The following is a 13,561-nucleotide window of genomic DNA, read 5'->3' as shown; positions in this document are numbered from 1 at the left end:
GCGATCAGGCCGCCGACGGCGGCCCTAGCAAACCCTGGGAGGGGAACCATGCGCAAGACCTTCAAGACCCTGTTGCTCGCCCTGCCGCTGGCGGCCGCTTCGCTGATGGCCCATGCAGCCGATTCGCCGGTGGGCCGCTGGACGACCATCGACGATGAAACCGGCAAGCCCAAATCGGTGGTGCAGATCGAGCAGGCCGCCAATGGCACGCTGAGCGGCAAGGTGGTCGAGATCCTGCAGTCGTCCAAAGGGCCCAACCCGGTCTGCGACAAGTGCGAAGGCGCGCTCAAGGGCAAGCCGATCAAGGGCATGACCATCCTGTGGGGCCTCAAGCCCGACGGCACCGCGGTATGGAGCGGCGGCTCGGTACTCGACCCGGCCAAGGGCAAGACCTACAAGTCCAAGATCACCCTCACCGATGGCGGCAAGAAGTTGCAGATGCGCGGCTATGTCGGCATCGAAGCGCTGGGCCGTACCCAGACATGGGTGCGTGAGTAGCCGGGATTGGGGATTGGGGATTGGGGATTGGGGATTGGGGATTGGGGAATCGGGAATCGGGAATCGGGAATCGGGAATCGTCAGAGCAGGCGTCCTTCGGGGCGCCTTTTTTGTTCTCCAATCCGCAATGCCGGCCCGCGAGAAAAATTGAAAGGCAGGGGCGAGCGCCATTGCGCTCCCACGGCCGGCGCCCATCAACAGCGCAAGAAACTTACCCTGCCTCTACCGATTCCCGAATCCCCATTCCCCATTCCCGCCCCTTTCCCGACTAATGCGATAATCGCGTGTCCCCCGCATTACGCCTGCCATGACCCGCACCGCACTCGTCACCACTGCCCTGCCGTACGCCAACGGCCCGCTGCATCTTGGCCACCTGGTCGGCTACATCCAGGCCGATATCTGGGTGCGCGCGCGCCGGTTGCGCGGCGACAAGACCTGGTTCGTCTGTGCCGACGACACCCACGGCACACCGATCATGCTGGCCGCCGAGAAGGCGGGTGTGACCCCGGAAGCCTTCATCGCCAACATCCAGGCCAGCCACGAGCGCGATTTCGCCGCGTTTGGGGTGACCTTCGACCATTACGATTCGACCAATTCGCCGGTCAATCGCGAACTCACCGAAGCCTTCTACGCCAAGCTCGAGGCGGCAGGCCACATCAGCCGGCGCTCGGTGGCGCAGTTCTACGACACGGCCAAGGGCATGTTCCTGCCGGACCGCTACATCAAGGGCATCTGCCCCAACTGCGGCAGCCCCGACCAGTACGGCGACAACTGCGAGGTCTGCGGCGCCACGTATGCGCCCACCGAGTTGAAGGAACCGAAGTCGGTGATCTCCGGCGCCACCCCGGAGCTGCGCGATTCGGAGCATTTCTTTTTCGAAGTCGGCCATTTCGACGGCTTTCTGCGTGAGTGGCTGGCTGGCGACGTGGCATTGCCCGGCGTCAAGGCCAAGCTCAAGGAATGGCTGGATGCCGAAGGCGGCCTGCGTGCGTGGGATATCTCGCGCGATGCGCCCTACTTCGGCTTCCAGATCCCCGGACAGCCAGGCAAGTATTTCTACGTGTGGCTGGATGCGCCGATCGGCTACCTGTGCAGCTTCAAGACGCTGTGCGCGCAGATGGGCGAAGACTTCGATGCGCATCTGGTCGCCGGCACCCAGACCGAGCTGCATCATTTCATCGGCAAGGACATCGTCAATTTTCACGGCCTGTTCTGGCCGGCGGTGCTGCACGGCACCGGCCACCGCGCGCCAACCCGCCTGCACGTCAACGGCTACCTGACCGTGGACGGCGCCAAGATGTCCAAGTCGCGCGGCACCTTCGTGATGGCGCGGACCTTCCTGGACGTGGGCCTGGAACCGGAGGCGCTGCGTTACTACTTCGCCGCCAAGTCCTCCGGCGGCGTGGACGACCTGGACCTCAACCTGGGCGATTTCATCGCACGGGTCAATGCGGATCTGGTCGGCAAGTTCGTCAACCTGGCCAGCCGCTGCGCCGGCTTCATCGGCAAGCGCTTCGACGGCAAGCTGGCCGAGGCGCTACCCGATGCCGCGCAGTACGACCGCTTCGTCGCTGCGCTGGCGCCGATCCGCGAAGCTTACGAGCGCAACGATGCAGCCAGCGCGATCCGCCAGACCATGGCGCTGGCCGACGAGGCCAACAAGTACATCGACGACACCAAGCCATGGGTGATCGCCAAGCAGGACGGCGCCGATGCGCAGCTGCAGTCGGTGTGCACGCAGGGCCTGAACCTGTTCCGCATCCTGGTGGCCGCGCTCAAGCCGATCCTGCCGCGTACCTGCGCCGAAGCCGAAGCCTTCCTGTCGGCACCGATGACCAGTTGGGAAGACGTGGTCCGCCCGCTCACGGCGCACACGATCCAGCCCTACACCGCCCTGTTCACCCGTATAGACCCCAAGCTGATCGACGCCATGACCGACGCTTCCAAAGACACGATGGCCGCACCTGCGGCACCTGCTGCGACCACCAAGTCCGCACCGAGCAAGGCTGACGCAAAGCCTGCCGCCGTTGCGAATCCCGAATCCCAAACCACCAATCCCGGCCTCATCGGCATCGACGATTTCGCCAAGCTCGACCTGCGCATCGGCAAGGTGCTGGTGTGCGAATTCGTGGAAGGCTCGGACAAGTTGCTGCGTTTCGAACTGGACGCCGGCGACCTGGGCAAGCGGCAGATCCTCTCCGGCATCCGTGGCAGCTACGGCGAGCCGGAGACGTTGGTGGGCCGCAGCGTGGTGTTCATCGCCAACCTGGCGCCGCGCAAGATGCGCTTCGGCATCAGCGAGGGCATGATCCTGTCGGCCGGCTTCGACGGCGGCGCCCTGGCGCTGCTGGATGCCGACAGCGGCGCGCAGCCGGGCATGCCTGTCAGGTAACGCGATTGGGGAGATGGGATTTGGGATTGGTAAAAGCCAAACCTGACTTGCTGACCCAAGACAAATTTGATGCGTCGTCGATCTTTGACTAGTGCGGGGTTTTAAAGAAGCCCGATACCAAGCTCCTGTTTCCATGCGGTCCGGAGCGTGAAGCCCCTCTCCTGCGGGAGAGGGGTTGGGGTGAGGGTACGGGGCGAAGCTCTAGTGTCGTTGTAACTGCACGTGGCTTCGCGCGTGCCCTCATCCGCCCCTGCGGGGCACCTTCTCCCGCACGCGGGAGAAGGGAACAATCAGTCACCGCGCTTTTAACCAATCCCGACTCCCGACTCCCGACTCCCCAATCCCAGCCCCCATGCACCTGGCCCTGTTCGACTTCGACCACACCATCACCACCTGCGACAGCTATGGGCGTTTCCTGCGCAAGGTGGCAACGCCGGCGCAGGTGGCAGCGGCGAGATGGCAGGCGGGGCCATGGGTGCTGGGGTTCCGGATGGGCGTGGTGTCTGCAGCCGCACTGCGCGCGCGGGTGACGCGGCTGGTTTTCAGCGGCCGCTCGCTAGATGAGATGGAAGCGCATGGCGCCGAGTACGCGCGCACTGCGCTGCCGGGCATGCTGCGCGGGGAGATGATGCAACGCATCGACTGGCACCAGGCGCAGGGACATGAAGTGGTGCTGGTGTCGGCGTCGCTGGATCTGTATCTGCAACCGTGGTGCACCCGGCATGGGTTGTCGCTGATCTGCAATCGGCTCGAACACACCGGTGGCGTGCTGAGCGGGCGCTATGCCGAGGGCGACTGCGGGCCGCACAAGGTCGCGCGGATCCGCAGTCAGTACCAATTGCATCGGTACGACTGCGTGCACGCGTATGGCGACAGCCGCGAAGACAAACCGATGCTCGCACTTGCGCAACAACGCTGGTATCGCGGCAATTTGCTGCACTGAGATGGCCGCGACGCCCGCCCCTGGCCCCGATCTGGTCGAACGCCTCGACCGCCTGCTGCCGCAGACCCAATGCGGACAATGCGGGTATGACGGCTGTCGTCCGTATGCGCAGGCGATGGCAGAGGGCCAGGCGTCGATCGATCACTGCCCGCCCGGCGGCGATGCCGGGGCACGCGCATTGGCGCAGGTGCTGGGCGTGCCGGCACGTCCCTACGATCGCAGTCGCGGGGTACATAAACTGCCGCAGGTGGCCTGGATCGTGGAAGCCGACTGCATCGGCTGCACCAAGTGCATCCAGGCTTGCCCCGTGGATGCCATCGTCGGCGGCGCCAAGCACATGCATACGGTGATCGCGCCATTGTGCACCGGTTGCGAACTGTGCCTGCCGGCTTGCCCGGTGGATTGCATCGCGTTGCATCCAACCGGCTGAGCGCGGCCGCCAGCGCGATGCCGCGCCCAGTCGGTGCCTGCGTGGTCGTGGATTGGCGCGCATGCCAGCATGACCACCCGCTGCGACAGGCGGATTCGAGCTGCACGACACGCAGGCGAGCCCCGCTCGATCAGTGCGCTGCCGCATCCAGGTTGGAAGGCTGGCACCAAGAACACCGACACCGCCGCAAGCGGCTTGGCAGTCGTCCGAATCTCCGGGGTACGACCGCATCGACTGCGCGCCAGTCGCATGCGCATGCAGACCTGCGCCACCGGCATGTCGCGGCGCCACGCTGCGGACCGGTGGCAACGAGCTAGCCGCAGACTGCGCAGGACAGCCTGATCGCGCTGCGCGCGTGCGCCCACCGTTCGAAACCTTGCACCATGCGCGCGCGCCTTGCATGTGCCGCCACGCTTGTCGTCACTCTCGCTCGCCCATGCGGCAAGACCACCGGTTGCCACACGACGCCGTGACGCTGCAGCACTGCCAGCGCCATCACCAACTACTCCTAGGCCAACCGCGCCAGCGCCGTCAGGAACGTCCTGACGCAGCCGGCGCATCCGTGCTGCGGCCGCGCCCGTATTGGTAGGCACTCCCATCGAGGATCTGCCGATGCGTCCACTTGCCGCCACCCTCGCCGCGCTCACCGTCCGTTGCCGGCCGATTCCGCCGTTGTTGCTGCTGGTGCTGGGCAGCCTGCCGCTCGGCGCGGCCGCGGTGACGCGGGTGGACGGCGATGCCTTCGATGGCGACAGCGGCGCGTTGCGGTATCGCGAGCCGCACTGGTTGCTCGACGATGGCGGGCGGCTGGTGCTGTACCGCTGCCCGGACGGGCGAGCGTTTGCGCGCAAGCAGGTCGACGGCGGCGGCAGCTCGCCCGACTTCAGCCTGATCGATGGACGCGACGGATATCGCGAAGGCGTGCGCCAACGCGACGGCGTCCGCGAAATGTATCAGCTCGCCCCGGGCAAACCCGAACGCCGCACCGCGCTGCCGCCTGGCGCCGGCGCGCGGGTGATCGATGCCGGGTTCGACGCCTATCTGCGCGAGCAGTGGGACGCCATCGCACGCGCGCCGCAAACGGTGGACTTCGTGCTGCCCAGCCTGCAGCGGCAGGTGGGCTTCCGGGTCGAACGCCTGGGCGATGCCGACGGCCAGCGGCGCTTCCGCATCAGTCTGGATGCCTGGTACGGCGCGGCAGTGCCATCGCTGGAGGTACGTTATTCGCTCGCCGACAAGCGGCTGCTGGAGTTCCGCGGGGTCGGCAATCTGCGCGATGCGAACGGCCGCTATCCGCACGTGCGCATCGTGTTCCCGGACACCCCTGCGCGCGCGGCCAGTGCCGAGGAATTGCGCGAAGCGCGCGAGCAACCGCTGGCCACGTCGTGCAGCGCCTCGTGACGCACGCCCGCGCCATCTTCACGTCCGACCACGCGCGCTTGCGTACAACGGCCCGGGCACCCATTCCCCGTACAGGAGCAGCATCGTGGCAAAAGCCTATCTCTGGATCAATGCAGTGCTCTATTTCGTCCTGGCGGTGTGGTGCACGCTCTCTCCGGCCAAGACCGCAACGGCGGTGGGCTATACCCAGCTCTCGCCGGCCGGGCAGTCGGAGTATCTGGTCATCTACGGCGGGCTGCAGCTGGGCATGGCGTTCCTGTTCGGCTACTTCGCGTGGATCGACCAAGCCCGCACCGGCCTGGTGGTCGCCCTGGCGTTCTATGCCCCCATCGTGCTGTTCCGCAGCGTCTCGCTCTCGCGCTTGTGGCCGGTCTCTGCGCCCACTGTTGCGCTTGCCGGGGTGGAGATCCTGTTGTTGCTTGCCGCGGTGCTGCTGTGCTGCTGTGGTTCCAGCGTAAGTGAAAGACACGCTCGGCCCAGTCCGGTAGCATCGCCCCCACCTCACCCAACGCCCGACCGCATGAGTGCCATTCCTGGCCACGACGACGATGAGACCGGACGCCTGCTGACCGCAACCGCCGGCGGCGACCGGCATGCTTTCGAAGCGCTGTATCGGCAAACCTCCGCCAAGCTGTTCGGCGTGTGCCTGCGGATGATCCCGCAACGTGCCGAAGCCGAAGAGGTGCTGCAGGACGTGTTCACGCTGATCTGGCACAAGGCCGGGCAGTTCGACCCGAGCCGCGCACGCGGGCTCACGTGGCTGGCGATGATCGCGCGCAACAAGGCCATCGACCATCTGCGCGCCAACGCGCCGCAGCGCCGCAACGTGGCGCTGGACGATGCCGGCGAACTGCGTGCCAGCGATGCCTCGCCGCTGGATCGCACCGAGCGCGCCAGCACGCGCCGGCGCATCGATCACTGCCTGGCCGAGCTGGAACAGCCACGCAGCGAGTTGATTCGCACGGCGTTCTTCGAAGGCATCACCTACGAAGAGCTCGCCGCGCGCACCGATACGCCGATCGGCACGGTCAAGAGCTGGATCCGTCGGGGTCTGGCCAAACTCAAGGCATGTCTGGAACGATGAGTACGCCCTTTCCCATCGACCAGGAACCGCCACGCGACGTGCTTGCCGGCGAATACGTGCTTGGCCTGCTGAGCGCGGAAGAACGCCTGGCGGCCGAACAACGCATCGCCACCGACGGCCAGTTCGCCCAGGCAGTGCTGCAGTGGCAGGAGCTGCTGTCGCCGCTGCTGGAAGAAATCGTCGCGCAGACGCCGCCGGATCAGGTGTGGGTGCGCGTGCGCCAGGCGCTGGGCTTCGATACGCCCTTACGCGCGGTGCCTTCTGCAGCGCCGGTCGGTACGTCCGCGCCTGCGGCGCCGTTGTGGAACAGCGTGCGGTTCTGGCGTTGGGCCAGCGTCGGTGGCCTGGCCACTGCAGCGGTCTGCGTGCTCGCCCTGCTCAACGTGCGTACGCCGCCGGCACCGGTGCAGCCGCCGCCCACTGGCGAGGTGGCGCAGACCCCGCCCCCCCCGCCTGCGACCAATCCCCCTGCCGCGACCGGGATCGCCATGACCTCGACCCTGGCCACCGAAGACGGTCGCCCTGGTTATGTGGCCTTGATGGACGCCGACAAGCACACCATCACGGTGACGCCACTGGACCGCACCGCCACCGCCGACAAGGTGCCGGAGCTGTGGCTGATCACCCCCGATGGCAGGGCGCATTCGATGGGTACCTTCGACGATCAACGTGCACGCCGTGCGCAGATTCCCGATCAGTTGATGCCCATGTTGAGCAACGAAGCCATTCTGGCCGTCACGCTGGAGCCGCCGGGTGGCGCGCCCGGTGGCGTTGCCACAGGTACGGTGGTGGCCAAGGGCGGCATCAGCACGCTGGCGATGGCTCCCTGATCCAGCGCCGCTAGCCTCGCCTGCGGGCACGTCGCAGGCGAGGCCTTCCAAAACAGCCTCATCCACGCCGGTATGCGCTGGCGCGGGCAATGTGTGCGCAGCTGCGCGATTCATTCGCAACGCCAAGCGAACCCCACCCATGCATGCGACGATCAAGCGGCCTGGTGCATCTGTTTGCCGGCAGCGTCCGTACTGGGTCACGACTACCTATGGAGAATCACGCGTGCCGAGCACTGGCCTGGACCCTGACGCCGCAGCGCCGCAGCCCGCCACCGCACCGCCGCGTGGCGGCCTGGCCGCACGCGTCGGCAGCCTGCGTCGCTGGGTGGATTCGCAAACCGACGAGCCCCTGGACCAAGCGCGTGCCGATCGCATCGACTGGCTACGTGCGGTGCCCTTTATCGCCTTGCACCTGGCCTGCCTGGCGGTGTTCTGGGTCGGTGCGTCCTGGTTTGCGGTGGGCGTGGCCGTGGCGTTGTACGCGCTGCGCATGTTCGCGCTCACCGGGTTTTATCACCGCTATTTTTCGCACCGCGCCTTCAAGACTTCGCGGGTGTTGCAGTTCGTGTTCGCCGCCATCGGGGCCACTTGCGTGCAGCGGGGGCCGTTGTGGTGGGCGGCGCATCATCGCAACCACCATCGGCATACCGACACCGGGCGCGATCCGCATTCGCCGGCGCAGCACGGCTTCTGGTGGAGCCATACCGGCTGGTTCCTGACCCCGCGCAATTTCCGCACCGACTGGGAAGTGATCCCCGACCTGCGCCGTTTTGCCGAACTGCGCTTTCTGGACCGCTTCGACATCGTGATGCCGGTGCTGCTGGCGCTGGGCCTCTACCTGCTCGGCAACTGGCTGGCAGTAGCTGCGCCCGCGCTGGAGACCAGCGGTGCGCAGTTGCTGGTGTGGGGCTTTGTGATCTCCACCGTGGCGTTGTTCCATGCCACCTTCACCATCAACTCGCTGGCGCATCGTTTCGGCAGCCGGCGCTTCGACACCCGCGACGACAGCCGTAACAACTGGCTGCTGGCACTGCTCACCTTCGGCGAAGGCTGGCACAACAATCACCATTTCTTTCCCGGCTCGGCGCGCCAGGGATTGCGATGGTGGGAATACGACATGACCTGGTACGGACTCACCGCGATGTCGTGGGTGGGGCTGGTGTGGGACCTCAAGCCGATGCCGAAGCTGCTCACCCAGCGCGCCGAACGGGTGAAACGATGAGCGAGGGCAGAATTGCCGTGGTCGGCAGCGGAATCGCCGGCCTCGGTGCAGCATGGTTGTTGTCGCGGCGCTACGAGGTCACCCTATTCGAGGCTGCCGATTATCTGGGCGGGCATACGCACACGCACGACATCGACCTGGACGGTCAGCGTTACGCGGTGGACAGCGGCTTCATCGTGTTCAATCCGCAGCATTACCCGCTGCTCACCCGCATGTTCGCCGAGCTGGACGTGGCCGCGCAGCCGACCACGATGAGCTTTTCGGTCCACGATGCACGCAGCGGGCTCGAATACAATGCCGGCAGCCTGGGCGGACTGTTCTGCCAGCGCCGCAACCTGCTCAGTCCGCGCTTCTGGGGCATGCTGGCCGACCTGCGCCGCTTCTATCGCCAGGCACCGGCGGTACTGCACAGCGACGAGCGTTTCAGCACGCTGGGCGCGTATCTGCAGCGGCACGGCTATTCGGATGCGTTCCGCGACCAGCACCTGGTGCCGATGGCCTCCGCGCTGTGGTCCTCGCCCTCGCAGACCATTCTCGAATTTCCGATGGGCCAGTTGATCGGTTTCATGGCCAATCACCACATGCTGCAACTGAGCGGGCGCCCGCAGTGGCAGGTGGTGCGTGGCGGGTCCAACAGCTATGTGCGTGCGCTGCGGCGGCGCTGGCAGGTGATCGAGCGCCTGTCCACGCCGGTACAGTCGATCCGCCGCACGCCCAATGGCGTAGTAGTGAAAGCTTCGCATTGCGAGGAACATTTCGACCACGTGGTGCTGGCCTGCCATGCCGACGATGCGCTGGGTCTGCTCAGCGACGCCACGCCGGCCGAACGACACATCCTGGGCGGCATCACCTACCAGGACAACGATACCGTGCTGCACACCGATGCCAGCGTGCTGCCGCGCGACCGGCGCGCCTGGGCCGCATGGAACGCGCACGTGCCGGCCGACCCGGATGCCGCCTGCACGGTGAGCTACTGGATGAACGCACTGCAGTCGATCGCGTCACCGCAGCCGTTCATCGTCAGCCTCAATCGTAATCACGAGATCGACCCCGGCAAGGTGCTGCGGCGCATGCGCTACCGCCATCCGGTACAGAACGCGGCGGCAGTGGCGGCACAAGCGCGCAAGGCCGACATCCAGGGCGTGCAGCACACCTGGTTTGCCGGCGCCGCGTGGGGCTTCGGTTTCCACGAAGACGGCCTGCGCAGCGGCGTGGACGTCGCGCATGGCCTGGGAGTGGATTGGTGATGCAGCTGCTGCGCGACGCCCACCACGACGCGGTGCCGTTGCCCCCTTCCGAGGGCAGCGGTGCCGGTCGCGTGGCGGGGCCGTTGCGCAGCGCGATCTACACCGGCTGGGTGCGGCACCGGCGCTTCATGCCCAAGGCGCTGCACTTTCGCTATCGCCTGTTCCTGATGTACCTGGATCTGTCCGAGCTGGACCAGGTGTTCGCACGACGCTGGTTGTGGTCGGTGGGGCGCGCCAATCTGGCGCAGTTCCGGCGCAGCGACTATCTGGGCGATGCCAACATTCCGCTGGAGCAGGCCGTGCGCGACTGCGTGCAGGCGCATACTGGCGAGCGCCCCGAAGGCGCGATCCGGCTGTTGACGCACCTGCGTTATTTCGGCCACGTGTTCAACCCGGTCAGCTTCTACTATTGCTTCGATCGCCACGACAGCCTGCGCTGGATCGTGGCCGAAATCACCAACACCCCCTGGCAGCAGCGCCACACCTACGTGCTGCCGGTCGCGCAGGCGCGCACGCATCGCGATGTGCACGCGTGGCGCTTCGACAAGCGCTTCCACGTTTCGCCGTTCATGGGCATGCAGCACCGCTACGACTGGCGCTTCAGCGTGCCGGATGCGCAGTTGCGCGTGCACATGGATGTGCTGGACACCGTTGGCGACGATGCCGGCGGCTCCATCGACAACAGCGGCACGCGCCGCTTCGACGCCACCTTGGTGCTGCAGCGTCAACCACTCACCGCGCGCAACCTGGCGCGCACGTTGCTGGCCTATCCGTTGATGACGGTGTGGGTGGTGGTCGCCATCCACTGGCAGGCCCTGCGCCTGTGGCTGCGCGGCAACCCCGTCCACGACCACCCTCACCCGCCTGTGCGAGAACCCCGATGAACGCCACGTCCCTGCCCGATCACGCTGCGCCGCGCGCGGCCTCCTGGACGGACCGCCTGCTGCGCAAGCGCCTGCTGGCCACGCTTGGCGAGTTGCGCGATGGGCAACTGCAGCTGCACGAAGCCGGCACCGTCACCACACTTGGCACGGCCACTGGCGCGCAGGCCTTGCAGATGCAGTTGCGCGTGATCGATCCCGGCTTCTATCGGCAGGCGGCGCTCAACGGCAGCGTCGGTGCGGGCGAGTCGTATATGGACGGGCAATGGCAGTGCGACGACCTGGTGGCGTTGATGCGGCTGCTGCTGCGCAACCGCGAGCGGCTGGACGCGATGGAGACCGGCACCGCGCGTTTGGGCGGCTGGGCCATGCGCAGCCTGCATGCGTTTGCGCGCAATACCCGCAGCGGCAGCCGGCGCAATATCGCCGCGCATTACGATCTGGGCAACCCGCTGTTCAAGCTGTTCCTGGATGAAAACCTGATGTACTCGTCGGCCATCTTCGTCGATGGCGAAGAGGCGCAGGGCGAAGCGGCGCTGGAGCGCGCAGCGACCCGCAAGCTCGAACGCATCTGCCAGAAACTGCGCCTGGCGCCGCACCATCATGTGGTGGAGATCGGCACCGGCTGGGGCGGCTTCGCGCTGCACGCCGCACGCGAACACGGCTGCCGCGTCACCACCACCACCATTTCGCGCGAGCAGTTCGAGCTGGCCAACCAACGCATCGCCGCGGCAGGGCTGAGCGATCGGGTGACGGTGCTGTTGCGTGACTACCGCGACCTGGAAGGCCGCTTCGACCGCGTGGTCTCGATCGAGATGATCGAAGCCATCGGCCACCAGTATCTGGACACCTACTTCGCCAAGGTCGGCAGCCTGCTGGCGGACGATGGCGAAGCGCTGATCCAGGCCATCACCATCGAAGACCACCGCTACAAACAGGCGCTGCACTCGGTGGACTTCATCAAGCGGCATATCTTCCCGGGCAGCTTCATTCCTTCGATTGCGGCGATGACCGGCGCGATCGCGCGCGCCAGTGATCTGCGCCTGTTCAATCTGGAAGACATCGGCCCGAGCTACGCGCTGACCTTGCGCGCGTGGCGGCAGCGTTTCATGGCGCAGTTGCCGCAGGTGCGTGCGCTGGGTTACGACGAGCGCTTCATCCGCATGTGGGAGTTCTACCTGGCCTATTGCGAAGCCGGTTTTCTGGAACGCTCGATCGGCGATGTGCATTTGTGGCTGAGCAAGCCCGGTGCGCGCCCGCCGCAGTTCGTACCGGGCCTTGCCGCCGACGCATGAAGCAGCTCGGCAACTACCTCGGCCTGCAGGTGCTGTGGCTGGTAGCGGTCAGTTCCGCTGCGCATGCGCGCATCTGGCCAACGCTGCTGGTGCTGGCCGCATTTGCGCTGTACCAGCTGTGGCCATCGCGACGCGCGCCCGGCGACGTGCAGTTGATGGTGGCCGCCTTATCGCTGGGCTTGCTGCTGGACACCACGCTCGCCGCGGGCAATTGGGTGCGCTACGCCGCGCCGTGGCCGGGCAGCCTGCTGGCGCCACCGTGGATCCTGGCGTTATGGCTGGGCTTTGCGCTCACCCTCAACCATTCGTTGGCCACGGCAATGCAGCAGCCGTGGCTGGCGGTGCTGCTGGGCGCCATCTTCGGGCCGTTTTCGTACTGGCTGGCGCAACGCAGCTGGCATGCGGTGGAATTTCAAGCGCCTTACCTGCATTCCGCGCTTGCCGTGGGCATCGGCTGGGGCGTGGCCTGCGGCGTGTTGTCGCTGTATGCACGCCGGCTGGCGCGACCATTGCCCGATGACCCCACTGGAGAACTGCAATGAATGCCTGGCCGCTGCTGCATGTGGGCGTGTTCGCAAGCGTGGTGATGGTGATCGGCTGGCTATGGCAGCGTCGCAGCGGCAACGCCGGCCCGGTCGATGTGTTGTGGGCAGGCTGCCTGGCGGTGGCTGCGCCGTATTGTGCGTGGATGTCCGATGGCGCGGTGCTGCCGCGCGTGCTGGTGGCGGTGCTTGGGGGCGTGTGGGGCGCGCGTCTGGCGCTGCATCTGGGCGTGCGCGTGTTCGGCGACCCGCACGAAGACGGCCGCTACCGCGCGTTGCGCGAACATTGGAACGGCAGCCAGAGCAAGTTCCTCGGCTTTTTCCTGGCCCAGGCCGTGGTGGTGGTGCTATTTGCGGTGCCGTTCCTGGCCGCAGCGAGCAACCCAAACGCGCAATGGAGCGTATGGACAGGCATCGCGATCGTCGTGTGGTTGATCGCGGTCGGTGGCGAGGCATTGGCGGACCGGCAGCTGTCGGCGCACAAGGCCAACCCGGCCAATCGCGGCAAGACCTGTCGCGCCGGACTGTGGCGTTATTCGCGCCACCCCAATTACTTTTTCGAGTTCGTGCACTGGTTCGCGTATCTGGCGCTGGCCGTCGGTGCAGGCCCTTGGCCGGTAGCGCTGTGCGCGCTCGGGCCGGTGGTGATGTTCGTGTTTCTGTATCGCTTCACCGGCATTCCTTACACCGAGCAACAGGCGCTGCGCTCGCGTGGCGAGGACTATGCCCAGTACCAGCGCAGCACCAGCGCGTTCTTTCCGCTTCCCCCTTCGTCCTGATTTGCCTGGAGAGTTGC

At 66.3% G+C, this 13,561-nt stretch carries 13 protein-coding genes and 1 pseudogene; all 14 read left to right on the top strand.

What is annotated here, in order from left to right:
- Window positions 1–48: 48 nt before the first annotated feature.
- The 14 genes and pseudogenes from ACCQ00_RS07200 (at window position 49) to ACCQ00_RS07135 (ending at window position 13,544) form a co-directional block, all read left to right on the top strand.
- Window positions 49–498, top strand: coding sequence for a DUF2147 domain-containing protein (locus ACCQ00_RS07200; protein WP_039574777.1), 450 nt, complete (start codon window positions 49–51; stop codon window positions 496–498).
- Window positions 499–805: 307 nt separating this feature from the next.
- On the top strand, window positions 806–2,890 hold the full coding sequence (gene metG, locus ACCQ00_RS07195; protein ID WP_039574977.1) for a methionine--tRNA ligase: 2,085 nt from the start codon (window positions 806–808) through the stop codon (window positions 2,888–2,890).
- 352 nt (window positions 2,891–3,242) lie between these two features.
- Window positions 3,243–3,833 carry an HAD family hydrolase gene (locus ACCQ00_RS07190; protein WP_039574979.1) on the top strand — a complete coding sequence of 197 codons (591 nt, stop codon included), beginning with the start codon at window positions 3,243–3,245 and terminating at the stop codon, window positions 3,831–3,833.
- Between the two features lies 1 nt (window position 3,834).
- Window positions 3,835–4,263, top strand: coding sequence for an Rnf electron transport complex subunit RnfB (gene rnfB / locus ACCQ00_RS07185; RefSeq protein ID WP_052756681.1), 429 nt, complete (start codon window positions 3,835–3,837; stop codon window positions 4,261–4,263).
- A 612-nt stretch (window positions 4,264–4,875) separates the two neighbouring features.
- A complete protein-coding gene (locus tag ACCQ00_RS07180; RefSeq protein ID WP_039574980.1) occupies window positions 4,876–5,664 on the top strand; it encodes a hypothetical protein in 789 nt (262 codons plus the stop codon).
- Between the two features lie 85 nt (window positions 5,665–5,749).
- Window positions 5,750–6,100, top strand: a pseudogene (locus tag ACCQ00_RS07175) (DUF4345 domain-containing protein); the annotation flags it as partial.
- A gap of 84 nt (window positions 6,101–6,184) precedes the next feature.
- Complete coding sequence (locus tag ACCQ00_RS07170) at window positions 6,185–6,748, top strand: sigma-70 family RNA polymerase sigma factor (protein WP_039574988.1); 564 nt, start codon at window positions 6,185–6,187, stop codon at window positions 6,746–6,748.
- Window positions 6,745–7,578 (top strand): anti-sigma factor, encoded by an 834-nt coding sequence (locus ACCQ00_RS07165; RefSeq protein WP_046833796.1) that lies wholly within the window; start codon window positions 6,745–6,747, stop codon window positions 7,576–7,578. Before ACCQ00_RS07170 ends, ACCQ00_RS07165 begins: the two co-directional genes overlap by 4 nt.
- Window positions 7,579–7,801: 223 nt before the next feature.
- Entirely contained in the window at window positions 7,802–8,800 is a 999-nt protein-coding gene (locus ACCQ00_RS07160) for an acyl-CoA desaturase (protein WP_039574904.1), read from the top strand.
- Window positions 8,797–10,047 (top strand): NAD(P)/FAD-dependent oxidoreductase, encoded by a 1,251-nt coding sequence (locus ACCQ00_RS07155; RefSeq protein ID WP_039574903.1) that lies wholly within the window; start codon window positions 8,797–8,799, stop codon window positions 10,045–10,047. The genes ACCQ00_RS07160 and ACCQ00_RS07155 overlap by 4 nt, the downstream gene beginning before the upstream one ends.
- On the top strand, window positions 10,047–10,931 hold the full coding sequence (locus ACCQ00_RS07150; RefSeq protein ID WP_017155652.1) for a DUF1365 domain-containing protein: 885 nt from the start codon (window positions 10,047–10,049) through the stop codon (window positions 10,929–10,931). The genes ACCQ00_RS07155 and ACCQ00_RS07150 overlap by 1 nt, the downstream gene beginning before the upstream one ends.
- Entirely contained in the window at window positions 10,928–12,223 is a 1,296-nt protein-coding gene (locus ACCQ00_RS07145; protein ID WP_039574900.1) for an SAM-dependent methyltransferase, read from the top strand. The genes ACCQ00_RS07150 and ACCQ00_RS07145 overlap by 4 nt, the downstream gene beginning before the upstream one ends.
- Window positions 12,220–12,765, top strand: a complete 546-nt coding sequence (locus ACCQ00_RS07140) for a DUF2878 domain-containing protein (protein WP_039574899.1) — start codon at window positions 12,220–12,222, stop codon at window positions 12,763–12,765. Before ACCQ00_RS07145 ends, ACCQ00_RS07140 begins: the two co-directional genes overlap by 4 nt.
- Window positions 12,762–13,544, top strand: coding sequence for a DUF1295 domain-containing protein (locus tag ACCQ00_RS07135; protein ID WP_017155649.1), 783 nt, complete (start codon window positions 12,762–12,764; stop codon window positions 13,542–13,544). Before ACCQ00_RS07140 ends, ACCQ00_RS07135 begins: the two co-directional genes overlap by 4 nt.
- Window positions 13,545–13,561 lie beyond the last annotated feature (17 nt).

This window comes from Xanthomonas sp. NCPPB 3761 (assembly GCF_041475705.2).
In the GTDB taxonomy this organism is placed as follows: Bacteria; Pseudomonadota; Gammaproteobacteria; order Xanthomonadales; family Xanthomonadaceae; genus Xanthomonas; species Xanthomonas phaseoli.
The sequence above is the reverse complement of the archived record's forward strand: the minus strand, read 5'-3'. Positions and strand labels throughout refer to the sequence as shown.

Bases quoted from the DNA above. Each gene is read 5' to 3' on its own strand.
- ACCQ00_RS07200 (WP_039574777.1), top strand. From the start codon at position 49: ATGCGCAAGACCTTCAAGACCCTGTTGCTCGCCCTGCCGCTGGCGGCC.
- metG (WP_039574977.1), top strand. From the start codon at position 806: ATGACCCGCACCGCACTCGTCACCACTGCCCTGCCGTACGCCAACGGC.
- ACCQ00_RS07190 (WP_039574979.1), top strand. From the start codon at position 3,243: ATGCACCTGGCCCTGTTCGACTTCGACCACACCATCACCACCTGCGAC.
- rnfB (WP_052756681.1), top strand. From the start codon at position 3,835: ATGGCCGCGACGCCCGCCCCTGGCCCCGATCTGGTCGAACGCCTCGAC.
- ACCQ00_RS07180 (WP_039574980.1), top strand. From the start codon at position 4,876: ATGCGTCCACTTGCCGCCACCCTCGCCGCGCTCACCGTCCGTTGCCGG.
- ACCQ00_RS07170 (WP_039574988.1), top strand. From the start codon at position 6,185: ATGAGTGCCATTCCTGGCCACGACGACGATGAGACCGGACGCCTGCTG.
- ACCQ00_RS07165 (WP_046833796.1), top strand. From the start codon at position 6,745: ATGAGTACGCCCTTTCCCATCGACCAGGAACCGCCACGCGACGTGCTT.
- ACCQ00_RS07155 (WP_039574903.1), top strand. From the start codon at position 8,797: ATGAGCGAGGGCAGAATTGCCGTGGTCGGCAGCGGAATCGCCGGCCTC.
- ACCQ00_RS07150 (WP_017155652.1), top strand. From the start codon at position 10,047: ATGCAGCTGCTGCGCGACGCCCACCACGACGCGGTGCCGTTGCCCCCT.
- ACCQ00_RS07145 (WP_039574900.1), top strand. From the start codon at position 10,928: ATGAACGCCACGTCCCTGCCCGATCACGCTGCGCCGCGCGCGGCCTCC.
- ACCQ00_RS07140 (WP_039574899.1), top strand. From the start codon at position 12,220: ATGAAGCAGCTCGGCAACTACCTCGGCCTGCAGGTGCTGTGGCTGGTA.
- ACCQ00_RS07135 (WP_017155649.1), top strand. From the start codon at position 12,762: ATGAATGCCTGGCCGCTGCTGCATGTGGGCGTGTTCGCAAGCGTGGTG.